The sequence below is a fragment of the Sedimentitalea sp. XS_ASV28 genome (assembly GCF_041224545.1).
Lineage (GTDB): Bacteria > Pseudomonadota > Alphaproteobacteria > Rhodobacterales > Rhodobacteraceae > Sedimentitalea.
The window spans coordinates 26,235-38,173 of record NZ_JBGFGP010000145.1 but is presented as its reverse complement, the minus strand read 5'-3'; the positions used below and the strand labels follow the sequence as shown (position 1 = coordinate 38,173).

6 protein-coding genes and 3 pseudogenes are annotated in these 11,939 nt (G+C 65.0%); 7 read left to right on the top strand and 2 right to left on the bottom strand.

All coding sequences use genetic code 11. The annotated features are described in order from the left end of the window. Positions 1-30 precede the first annotated feature (30 nt). Entirely contained in the window at positions 31-1,557 is a 1,527-nt protein-coding gene (locus tag AB9K34_RS14175) for an aldehyde dehydrogenase (NADP(+)) (protein WP_369955081.1), read from the top strand. Positions 1,558-1,599: 42 nt separating this feature from the next. On the opposite strand, the pseudogene AB9K34_RS14170 reads toward AB9K34_RS14175, so the two are convergent. Next, positions 1,600-1,884 (bottom strand): annotated as a pseudogene (locus AB9K34_RS14170) (mandelate racemase); the annotation flags it as partial. 322 nt (positions 1,885-2,206) lie between these two features. Here AB9K34_RS14170 and AB9K34_RS14165 point away from each other — a divergent pair. After that, positions 2,207-2,503, top strand: a pseudogene (locus AB9K34_RS14165) (DUF3768 domain-containing protein); the annotation flags it as partial. Between the two features lie 246 nt (positions 2,504-2,749). Here AB9K34_RS14165 and AB9K34_RS14160 read toward each other — a convergent pair. After that, positions 2,750-3,802 carry an IS110 family transposase gene (locus tag AB9K34_RS14160; protein WP_369955080.1) on the bottom strand — a complete coding sequence of 351 codons (1,053 nt, stop codon included), beginning with the start codon at positions 3,800-3,802 and terminating at the stop codon, positions 2,750-2,752. 154 nt (positions 3,803-3,956) lie between these two features. On the opposite strand from AB9K34_RS14160, the pseudogene AB9K34_RS14155 reads away from it, so the two are divergent. The 5 genes and pseudogenes from AB9K34_RS14155 to AB9K34_RS14135 form a co-directional block, all read left to right on the top strand. After that, positions 3,957-4,061 (top strand): annotated as a pseudogene (locus AB9K34_RS14155) (DUF3768 domain-containing protein); the annotation flags it as partial. A 149-nt stretch (positions 4,062-4,210) separates the two neighbouring features. After that, positions 4,211-6,184 (top strand): ParB/RepB/Spo0J family partition protein, encoded by a 1,974-nt coding sequence (locus AB9K34_RS14150; RefSeq protein WP_369955079.1) that lies wholly within the window; start codon positions 4,211-4,213, stop codon positions 6,182-6,184. Between the two features lie 68 nt (positions 6,185-6,252). Then, complete coding sequence (locus AB9K34_RS14145; protein ID WP_369955078.1) at positions 6,253-6,846, top strand: regulator; 594 nt, start codon at positions 6,253-6,255, stop codon at positions 6,844-6,846. After that, positions 6,846-7,502: a hypothetical protein gene (locus AB9K34_RS14140; RefSeq protein ID WP_369955077.1), complete on the top strand. Its 657-nt coding sequence runs from the start codon at positions 6,846-6,848 to the stop codon at positions 7,500-7,502. Before AB9K34_RS14145 ends, AB9K34_RS14140 begins: the two co-directional genes overlap by 1 nt. 109 nt (positions 7,503-7,611) lie before the next feature. Continuing rightward, entirely contained in the window at positions 7,612-11,868 is a 4,257-nt protein-coding gene (locus AB9K34_RS14135) for a strawberry notch-like NTP hydrolase domain-containing protein (RefSeq protein WP_369955076.1), read from the top strand. Positions 11,869-11,939 lie beyond the last annotated feature (71 nt).

Genomic DNA, 11,939 nt, shown 5'->3' with positions numbered 1-11,939 from the left:
TTGAAACCGACCCCCGAAAGGATCCTTTCCATGGACGGCACCACCCGTTTCACCCCGCACGGCAAGCACCTCATTGCAGGCGACTGGGTCGCCGCTGAGACCACGTTCCAGTCGGAGCCAGCCCATGGGCCCGCGTATGACTTTTCCGTTGGCACGCCCGACCTCGTCGACGCCGCCTGTCAGGCCGCCGAAGAGGCGTTCTGGACCTACGGCTACACCACCCGCGCGGCGCGCGCGGACTTTCTCGACGCCATCGCCGACGAGATTGAGGCCCGCGCCGAGGCGATCACGCAGATCGGCACTCAGGAAACCGGCCTGCCCGAAGCCCGCCTGATGGGCGAGCGCGGTCGCACCACCGGCCAGCTGCGGCTCTTTGCCAGCTACATCCGCGAGGGCGCTTATCTCGACGTCCGCAAGGACGCGGCCCTGCCCGACCGCGCGCCCCTGCCGCGCCCCGACCTGCGCATGATCCAGCGCCCCATCGGCCCCGTGGCCGTCTTCGGCGCCTCGAACTTCCCGCTGGCGTTCTCCACCGCGGGGGGTGACACCGCCGCCGCGTTGGCCGCCGGTTGCCCGGTCGTGGTCAAGGGGCACTCCGCCCACCCCGGCACCGGCGAGATCGTGGCCGAGGCCATCGCCGCCGCCATCGAGAAGACCGGCATGCCGAAGGGCGTCTTCAGCCTGATCCAGGGCGGCAAGCGCGACGTCGGTACCGCTCTCGTGCAGCACCCGCTGATCAAGGCCGTGGGCTTTACCGGCTCGCTCGGCGGGGGGCGCGCGCTCTTCGACCTCTGCGCCGGGCGTCCTGAACCCATTCCGTTCTTTGGCGAGCTGGGCTCCGTGAACCCGATGTTCGTCTTGCCCGAAGCCGCCGCCGCGCGCGGCGCCGAGATCGGCACCGGCTGGGCCGGGTCGCTGGTTATGGGCGCGGGCCAGTTCTGCACCAACCCCGGCATCGCCGTGGTGGAAAAGGGCGCCGCGGGCGATGCCTTCATCGCCGCCGCAAAGGCCGCCCTCTCCGAGACCGGCCCGCAAGTCATGCTGACCGACGGCATCGCCGCGGCCTACCGCGACGGTCAGGCGCGCTTTGACGGGCGCAACGCCGTGACCCCGCTGCTGACCACCGAGAGCGCCGGCCGCGAAGCGCGCCCGAACCTCTACGAGACCGACGTCGAGGCCTACCTGCAGGACCACGCGCTCGGCGAAGAGGTCTTCGGCCCCCTCGGTCTGGTGGTGCGTGTGAGCGACGCCGAGGAGATGATCGCGCTGGCGAAGGGTTTTGAAGGGCAGCTGACCGCGACGATCCAGCTCGACGCGGGCGACGCCGCGCTGGCGCGCCGCCTGCTGCCTGTGCTGGAGCGCAAGGCGGGCCGTGTGCTGGCCAACGGCTTCCCCACCGGGGTCGAGGTTTCCGACACGATGGTCCACGGCGGCCCCTACCCGGCCTCGACGAACTTCGGCGCGACCTCCGTCGGCACCCTTTCGATCCGTCGTTTCCTGCGTCCGGTGTGTTTCCAGAACATCCCCGAAGGCGTATTGCCGGAAGATCTAAAGTAAAACACCTGCCCTGACCCGATGATGTCGGGTCAGGGCGCGGGCTCATTCAGCCAGATCGCGCATCACGCTGATAAGGTCCGATTTTCCCTTGAACCCAACACCGGGAAGTTCGGGCATGGTGATGTGACCATTGATCACCTGGACCCCATCGGGGAAGCCGCCGAAGGGCTGGAACAGGTCGGGATAGCTCTCGTTCCCTCCAAGCCCCAATCCTGCGGCGATATTCAGTGACATCTGGTGGCCGCCGTGCGGGATACACCTGCGGGCAGACCAGCCCGCCGTTTCCAGAACATCCAGCGTTCGCAGATATTCGACCAGACCATAAGACGATTCTAACCGGCTCTGCCCGATCCGCAGGCTCAACTCAACAATGCTCCCGGTCGGACAATCAAGCGATTGTCGGGCGCGTGGTGAATGTGCAGCGCGGCACCGGGTCATCCGGAGCAACCCTCGCATGCAGAATGCCGTGGGAGAGGCCGCTGACCTAGTCACCTTGCAGACCGATCATGGGGTCTAGGTGGGGTAGCCTTGGGTGGGGCAGGGGGACCGGGCCGCGTGAGGGAGGGGCCCGCCGCGACTGAGACTGCCGGGAAAAGTGAAAGGAGGCCTTGGGTCTGGTGGTTTTAACCCATCCGGAAAGGACAGACCCATGAGACATCCTAAACCCCTCGCGTTCAAATCGCCCGACGCGGTCGCCATCGCCGCGCAGAACGACGCCTTCCGCAGGCTTGCCTGCCTCGGGGTGCCACCGGATCGGCCCATTGAGGGCCGGATGCATGTGACCCGATCATTGATGGAGGCCGGCGAGGGCTTCGTGGCCGAGGCTGTGAAAGCCACCGGGGAGTTTGAGACTTTCGAGCCTGAGAACGATCCCGAGGGCTGGCACGATTTCGGGGCGGTCACGATCCGAGGGGAGACCGTGTTCTGGAAACTCGATCTGCATGAGGAAACTACATTTTCAAGGCCTTTTCTTTCTGTTCAACGCTGGTTTGGCTCCTCGAATATGCTCACTCCAGTGGCATCGACTTGCATACGGTGGGCGTGCAGCCCGAACCAAATTTCCGTTCACGTTCCCGGAATGGAGCCGCCTTGGTTGGGACCAAACTTCTACAGGGTTTGTGAAGACCATCAATCTTCTCGGTCACTCAACCATCCGGCGTTGCGCGTTGTTCTGAAGTTTCAGTGTCCCGTTTTACACCTCCGCCTTCAGAACCGCGCCAGACGGGACAAGTCCCGTTTCCACGTATCGCCACAAGGCCACGATCAGCTTGCGGGCGAGAGCGACGATGGCGACTTTCTTTCTCACTCCTGGGCGTTCAGCGGTGTATTTTCGGAACCATCGCGCGAGTGCACTCTGCGGCTGATATCGCAGCCAGCACCACGCCAGCTCGATCCCGAGAGTTCGGGCCGGTCGGTTTCCGGCCTTGCTGATGCCCTGGCTTCGTTCCACGTCGCCGCTGGAATAGGGGCTGGGCGTCAGGCCGAGATAAGACGACAGGTGCCGCCTGTTCTTGAACTCTCGCCCAAACACCTCCGCGGACAAAAGCATCGCGCTGTGCCGTCCGACACCGCGAAGTCCTTCGAGCAGCGCGGCCTTTTCGTGTTCAGGGAAATGCTCCGATCCAGTCGCAAGGGCTTCGTCGCGTTCGCCGGCCAGAGCCTTGATCATGCGGTTCGTCAGTTCCAAGCGTTCGAAGGAACGGACGATCTCGCGCATCAGCTGACGTGGGAAAGGACGGCCGTCAGCAGTCTCGAGGCCTGCCAGTTTCTTACGCCAAGTCACCATCGTCGGATTGATGTGCCGAACGCCTTGAAGGGCGAGCAGGGCATGAATGCGATTGATGTGGCCAGTGCGTTCGCTCATCAGCCTTTTGCGTTCTCTGTGGAAGCGCTTGGCATCTTCTTCGGCAACTGTCGGGACACGCACCGTGCGGAACGCCTTTCGATCACCGGAACAGTAGTTCTTGAGCAGAACGACCATGCCTTCGGCATCGACGCGGTCCGTTTTGACTCGGCGTGCTTTTCGGTTCACGAGAAAGCTTGTGGGATCCACGACCAAGGTCTCGATCCCCTCGTTGGACAACAGTCTCTGAAGCCAGAAGCCGTCGTATCCAGTTTCAAAGCAAACGATAGGTCGTTGATCCGCTCCGCAATGCTCCGTCGCCTCCGCGACGGTCTTTCGAACCAGATCGATCAGTCCCGGCGTGTCAAACCCGTCCAGGCGCACAGATTTGATCTTGGCCAAGTGCGGCGCATCAAGCGCCACGAGCCATTTCGATTTGCTCAGATCAATGGCGACAAAGCAGGTCGCCGCAAAAGTTGGCGTCGTCATCTTGGAAATCTCCACTCCCTTTGATTTTGCGCCAAACCTATCCGGTCAGCGCGATCTCCTGCATGGAAACTTCTACGAAGCGGACTCCGACTTCCGCTATGGCGCCGAGGATCCGGACAACCCCGAGACCACCACGCGTGTTCTGACCATCATGATGGCGCACGACTGGTAGGGGCGCCGCACCGCCTTCACCGACATCGATAGGCCCGCTGACCCTTCAAAAGGGAAAGTGGGCCTTTTGTCCTTTTGATTCCCGGATCCGGGGATCGGTCAGGCCGCCCGGGATGTCCGGGTGCCGCAGAACCCAAAGAAGGACATCTCATGACACAAGCTCTCCAGCCCGTTTCCGTCGCCATCGGCGATCTCGTCGCCCATCCCGCGAATGTGCGGGCACAGTCCCCTGAGGCCTACACCTCCGACAACATCGCGCATCTGAAGGCCAGCATTGCGGTGCTGGGCCTGCTCCAGCCGCTGCTCGTTCAGCAAATCGATGGCAAGTTCGGCGTCCTCGCAGGCGGTCGGCGTCATGCGGCCCTCATGGAGCTGGTCGCGGACAAGGCGGCCAAGGGGGTCACCAGCCGCACCAAGATCGACTGTCGCCTGGTCCCGGACGATTGCGACGTAACCACCGCGCTGTCGCTCGCCGAGAACATTACCCAGGCGCCGATGAATGCCATCGACGAGTTCGAGGCCTTCGCGCGGATGATGGAGGTTGATGGTCAAACGCCAGAGACCATCGCGAAGACCTTCGGCACTACGCTCGCAGCAGTCAAAGGCCGGCTGCGCTATGGGCTCATCCATCCGGAGATCCGCGCGGCGGCACGTGCAAAGGCGATCACGCTCGACGTGATGAAAGCCTTCGCGGATCACCCGAGCCAGGAAGTGCAGAAAGAGGTTTTCGAGGCGCTTACCAAGGAGGGCAACTACCTGCAGGCCTATACGGTCCGGAACGCGCTGAAGTCCCGCGGCGTGCAGGTCAGTGACGATATCGGGGCCTTCGTGCGGAAGGACTACGAGGCGCGTGGCGGTGCCATCGCGGCGGACCTCCTGGACGAGCATTCCGTGCTCGAGGATTCCGCGCTGGTCGAGACCATTCTCCTCGAAAAACTCACCGCCGCGGCCGAAGAGGCGCGAGCGGAGTTGGGCTTTGTCTGGGCCGAAGCGGTGATCCGGTACGATTACGCCGTCATGGCCGAATTCGGCAGGGTCTATCCGGGGCCGGTCGAGCCCGATGAAAGCGGCCAGAAACGCGTCGATGAGATCACCGCCGAGCTGGAGAAGCTCGAGCGCGAGATGGAGAACGAGGAACTCGCGGACGAGGCTTACAATGCGCTCTACGAACGGGTGGATGCGCTTGAGGCCGAGGCGCGGGATCTGCAGGAGGCCTACAGCGCCGAGGATCTTGCGCGCTCCGGCGTGATCGCCACCTGGTCGCAGGGCAAGATCTCCCTGCATCTCGGGCTGGTGCGTCCCGAAGATCAGCCGGAGAGGTCCGGCAAGGCGCCCGGCACGTCGGCGGATGAGGGCACTTCGGACAGCGACGAGATCACCTATCCCGCCTCGCTGACCGAGGACCTGAAGACCGAGCGGGCAATGGCGCTTGGCGCTGCCATGGTGATGCACCCGGAGGCCACGCTGGATCTCACGCTGTTCAAACTGGTCACCGATGTGCTGGGCCACGGCATGGGCGTCACCCAGGCGATCAAGGTCGATGCGCGCCAAGAGTACCGCACCCACGCCAAGATGGACGAGATCGATGGCACGTCGCTCGAGCAGGTGGCTGCCGCGCATGACGCGCTCGATTTCTCCTGGGCGGATGATGCGAAATCCCCCGCCGATCAGTTCGCCCAGTTCCGAACCCTCGATGCGCGTGAGAAGGCCAGGCTCGTGGCCTACGCCACGGCGGCAACCACGCAGTCCTGTTTGGCCCGGGACCGGCAGCGCGACAGCCTGATGCATGACTTCGAGATCGAGGTGATGCCGGACATCCGGGCGCACTGGACACCGAATGCGGCGCTTTTCAACCGGTTCAAGAAGGCGTGGCTCCTCAAAATCCTCGGCGAGGAGCTGGGGCTCACGCAGGAGGCGGTGACCCTGGCGTCCTCGACCAAGAAGGAAGTCGTCGCCTTCTGCGACAAGCTCTTCGCCGAGCCCTTCGCCACGCTCACCGATGCGCAGCGGGCGGCGGTCGCGGCCTGGTGCCCGCCGATGATGCAAACCTCGGGCACCGAACCTTTCGAAGCCCTTGGCGCCGAGCCGACCGAAGGCGAAACCGAGGTCTCTGAGGCGGCCTGACCCTGCAGTCGACCCGCACCGCATTTCCGGTGCGGATCGCACCTCTCTCAAACTCACAGGAAATTCCCATGGCACTTCTCAGCTTTTCCGCCGCGGACGTCGCGGCCCAGATCGCGCATGCGCGCGGCTGCTCCACCTTCCTGCCGAACTGGAATGGCCCGGTCGGCAACCCCGCTCTGATCTTGATCGTCGGCAATGGTGTCCATCTGCGCTCGAACGGGATTGATGGCTCCACCACGCGGATCGTCACGACGGAGCGCGCCGACCCCTCCTATGCTTTCGCCGCAGGCATCAACCCGTTTCGGGACACCGATTGGATGGCGGCCCGGCAAGCGGCGTTCCGTGATCTGACGGGCCAGTTCTACACCGACATGCTCGACGATGTGCAGATGCTCATCGATCGCGGACACGACACCATTCGGTTGGCGACCGACGGCCACACGATCCGGGTCTTTGCGCACCGTGCGGCCGATTACCTGATCGGCGGCACCTACGATGTCCCCTCAGGTCTCGGAGGCACGTTCCGGGTCATCCTTATGGACGCCACCGATACTCAGGCGCTTGTGCAGAACCGCGGCAACTGCGAGGATTTCGACGAGATGCTGCCCTACCGGGTGCCGCTCGACGCGCTGATCGAGGTCGACGACCGGAGGGTGGCATAATGGGCTGGCTCTTCTACACTGACCGCCGCGTGAGGACCTACGCGGACGAGAAGGCGGAGATTGCCCGGCTCTGTAGTTTCGAGACGGGTACCCGCAAGACAGTCCTGCTCAAGGCCTGCAAGGTGGGTGCGACCTGGTATGCCGCGGCCAGGATAACGACACTCGATGCCGCGCCGGTCGAGGATGCGACCTACGTGACCGACGCCGACGGGTCGATCACCTTCGGGGCCGTCTTCCTAACGCGCTACGACGATGGCTGCTGGGGCTACAAGGACATGGAGGAGGCTTCCGGACCGGTGGAGTCGCGCGCGCCCGTCAGCCTTCTGGCCCTGCTCTCCGAGTTGAAGGATCCCGACAGCTATGCCCATGCCTGGCGCCAGCGCTGCCGGGACTGGGCGGCAATCCCGGACTACGACGAGGGGGACCGGATACGGCTTGCAGCGCCGGTCACGCTGACCGACGGCAGCACCTGCCAGATCGTGACCGCCACCCATTACCGGCGCGGAGGGCAAAAACGCCGGTGCTACCGCATCGAGGAAACCGGCGGGCTCGTGCGTCTGTCAAAGGCCTCTCTGGCCGGATCGGAACGTCTCAGCTCGGCGAAGGGTGCCACAAGCCCCGTCCTAGCCGAGTTCTTCGCTGGCAAGGCCTCCTGACAATCGCCAGCGTCACCTGTCCAACATTGAGCCGCCTCTGCACTTCTGAAAGTGGAAAGGCGGCTTTTTGTCCTGTCAGACCCGTAACCTGACTGGAAGGACAGACCCCATGGTCGATCGTAGGCTGAACACCGATACCATTATCCCATCACATGCTCGGCTCAGGGAGGTCCTGCCTCTGATCGGCAGCGCGCTCGCCGAAGGACCGCTCAGAAGCTCGTCTCTGGCACGGTTCATGCGCGAGACCTTCGGCGGCAGCGATGCCGCCGGCGCCTGGTCCTGGCGCATGGCTTATGACGCGATGCAGGCCGCTGCGGTCCTGCAGGTCGTGCAGGGGACTGGCCAAGACGCGCTGAGCTCTGCCAGACTGCTGGCCTCGCGGCTTCTGACGGAAACGCGGCGCTCTGAGCAGCAGGTCCGCCTGCAGCAGTTCAGCACCCCGTTGCCCTATGCCGCGCTGGTCGCACGCGCTGCGGCCATACGGTCTGGTGAGACCTTCTTTGAGCCTTCGGCCGGCACCGGCGCGCTGGCCGGTTATGCTCTGCGCGCGGGGGGCAAGCCGGTGCTCAACGAGATCGATCCCTTCCGCCGCGCCCTTCTCGAGGCGGTCTTTGCGGTCGAGGTGACGGATCATGACGCGGAGCATATCGACGACCTCCTGGCCACACCTGATCTTCCGGGCGTCATCGTGATGAACCCGCCCTTCGCCTCTTCGGTCGACCGGTCGCGCGACAGGCATGTCGCGGCAAAGCATCTGATCGGTGCCGCCAAGCGGCTTGCCCCTGGTGGCAGGCTCGTGGCGATCATGCCGACGGGATTTTCCCCGGAGCGGGATGCAGTCCATTGGGCGCGGGCCTCGGCCATCGCGAAGCCGCGTCTCGCTCTCACGATCCCCGGCCATGTCTACCGCAAGCTTGGCACCACGGTTGAGACCCAGCTCATGGTTTTCGACAAGGTGCAGGAGGAGGTCGCGTTCGTCCGCGCGGTTGCGGCCGATCTGGAGGCGGCGCAGCACATCGTCGATGATATCGCCACGACCCGATCTGACGCTCCGATGCAGTCGAGTGCACAGGTCCGCGCCATACCGCGTCAGGGCACTACTCCTGCCGTACGCAGCCGACGGTTTGTCGCAACCCCTAACTCCAAACCCAAAGCCCAGGCAGTCGTCCCGCTGGCCTTCACCGCCCTCGATACTCCCCGCGAAAACACCCCCGTGTCCGACATCTATGCCCGCTACCGTCCTCAGCGGATCGAGATCGCGGGCGCGCAGGAACATCCCACCCCGCTGGTCGAGAGTATCGCCATGGCCTCGGTGGCCCCGCCGGTGCCGTCGAGAGAGGCCGCCGACGGCCCGCGCCTACCCGGTCGCCTGATCGAGGAGGGTCAGCTCTCCGAGGCCCAGCTCGAGACCATCGTCATGGCAAACGACGCGCATGAACGCGATCTGCCGGGCAGGTTCACGATCGACGAAGACCAGACCCGGATGGCCCGCGCCGACGATGATCCGGACGCACGGGCCTATCGCCTCGGCTATTTCCTCGGCGACGGGACGGGGTGCGGCAAGGGCCGGGAATGCGCCGGGCTCATCCTGGTCAACTGGCTCGCGGGACGGCGCAAGGCGGTCTGGATCTCCAAATCCGCCACGCTCATCGAAGACGCGATCCGCGACTGGACCGATCTCGGCGGCTCGCCCGCTGATATTCAGCCGCTCTCGAAATGGAAGCCCGACCAGCCGATATCCATGGGCGACGGCATCCTCTTCGTCACATATGCGACGCTGCGCTCGGCGGGCAAATGTGGGACGACGCGCCTTGGCCAGATCCTCGACTGGATGGGCGAGGGGTTCGACGGCGTGCTGGCCTTCGACGAGGCACATGCCATGCAGAACGCCGCCGGGTCTGAGGCGGGCAGGGGCGTCAAACCCTCCCAGCAGGGTCTCGCCGGGCTGCGCTTGCAGATGGCAGTGCCCCGGGCACGGGTCTTCTACGTCTCGGCGACCGGGGCCACGAGCGTGCACAATCTGGCCTATGCCTCCCGCCTTGGTCTCTGGGGCCAGGGGCCGGAATATCCTTTCCCGAGCCGCGAGAGCTTTGTCTCCGCGATGGAGGCCGGCGGGGTGGCGGCGATGGAGGTGGTGGCGCGCGACCTTAAGACGCTCGGTTTCTACACGGCGCGGGCGCTCAGCTTCGACGGTGTGGAGTATGACGTGCTCGAACATGCGCTGACGCCCTCCCAGATCGCGATCTACGACGCCTATGCCGGTGCCTTCCGGACAATCCATCACAATCTCGAGGCAGCGCTGACCGCGACCGGCGTCAACGATGCCTCCGGTCAGACGAACGCCTCTGCGGCGCGGTCTGCAGCGAAGTCACGGTTCGAGAGCACCAAGCAGCGCTTCTTCAACCACCTGCTCCTCGGCATGAAGGCACCGACCATCATCCGCGCGATCGGCGAGGATCTGGCGGAGGGATATGCCTGCGTCATCCAGGTGGTTTCCACCGGCGAGAGCCTGCTGAAGCGGCGTCTGGAGGCGATGGACCCCGAGGATGAGTTGACACAAGGCGGGCTTACCCCGCGCGACTATGTGCTGGGCTACCTCGAACAGGCTTTTCCGATCCACGCCCAGAAACTCGTCGAGATCGACGGGAATGTCGTGGCGGAGCCGCTTCGCGACGCGGATGGCGCTCTGGTCGTTTCGCGCGAGGCCGAAGCCCTGCGCGATGCGGTGATGATGGAGTTGATGGCCCTGGCTCCCATCCCCTCGGCGCTTGATCAGATCCTCTGGGCCCTCGGAGACGAGGCGGTGGCCGAGGTGACGGGGCGCTCGGTCCGGCCGCTGAAATCCCGGGACGGCGCGCTCTTCATCGAGAAGCGGTCCGCCAGCAGCAATTCCTCGGAAACCCGGGCCTTCATGGAAGGCGAGAAGGACGTCCTGATCTTCTCGGACGCCGGTGGCACGGGCCGGTCGTACCATGCGGCGAGATCAGCGAAGAACCAGAAACGGCGGCGGCACTACCTGCTGGAGCCCGGCTGGCGGGCCGATGCGGCGATCCAGGGGCTCGGCCGCACACATCGCTCGGCTCAGGTCAGTGCACCGTTCTTCCGGGTCTGCACCTCGGATGTCCATGGCGAGAAGCGCTTCACCTCCACGATCGCCCGGCGGCTCGACCAATTGGGGGCGCTCACCAAGGGGCAGCGCGAGACCGGCGCGCAGGGCATGTTCCGCGAGGAGGACAATCTCGAAAGCCCGATCGCGCGGGCCGCACTCCGTGGCTATTACGCCGACCTGGCCGCCGGCCGTGCCGGGGCGATGAGCTACGAGCGGTTCGCGGACTGGACCGCGCTTCGGCTGATTGATCAGGACGGGGTTCTGCTGGAAGAGTTGCCGCCCATCCAGCGCTTCCTGAACCGAGTGCTGGCGCTGCCGATCCATATGCAGAACGCGCTCTTCGCCGAGTTCATGACCCGGATTGCCGATCAGACCGAACGGGCGCGGGCCGCAGGCACGCTCGATCTTGGGGTCGAGACCCTGCGCGGAGAAAGGATCGAGCAGGTCTCGGCGGAGGATCTCTGGACCTGCCCGCGCTCCGGGGCGGTGACGCGGATCATCGGGCTCGAGGTGACGGACCCCGTCCATGTCCTCGCGGGGGATGACGCGATGAACCGAAACCACGACAAGCTGCCGATGGTCAATAGCGCCTCGGGGCGTGTGGCGCTGATCTCGTCGCGGCCCATGCAGATCTATGACGAGGAGACCGTCACGCTGATGCGCAAGGTCACGCGGCCGACTGGATCGACCTATGTCGAGGAGGGGAAGTACCAGGCTTCGGCCTGGGAGGACATCGCGCGTCCCGAGTTCCTGCGTCTCTGGGATGCGGAGGCCGACAGCCTGCCGAAAACCATCACGACGAAGCTCTATCTCCTCACCGGGCTGCTGCTGCCGATCTGGAAGGACATCCCCTCGGGCAACGAGCGCATCTACCGGGTCACGCCGGAAGGGCAGGGCAGCATGATCGGCCGGACCGTCAGCGAAGACGGTGCGGCCGCGCTGCGTGCCCGGTTCATGCTGGGCACACCGAAGACCCCGCAGGAGATGCTGACGGCGGCGCTCGGTTCCACCACGCCGGTCGATCTGGGCCGGGGCCTCACGCTCACCCGCCGCCGGGTAGCGGGCGCGGCCCGTCTCGAGATCGACGGAGCGGACCGGGGTGCGATCGACGGGCTGAAAGCTCTGGGCTGTTTTACCGAGATCATCGCCTACCAGCTCCGGGTTTTCGTGCCGCACGGGGAGGGTGTCGAGACCGCCGCGATCCTCGCCCGGATCGTGGGGGCGGGCTCTCCGAGGGCGGCAGATCGCGCCGCCTAAGCGGTGCCGATCTATCGGACGTGGGCGGCGGCGTCGCTGGCCGCGCGCCGCGTTGCCGCGGTCAAAACTGG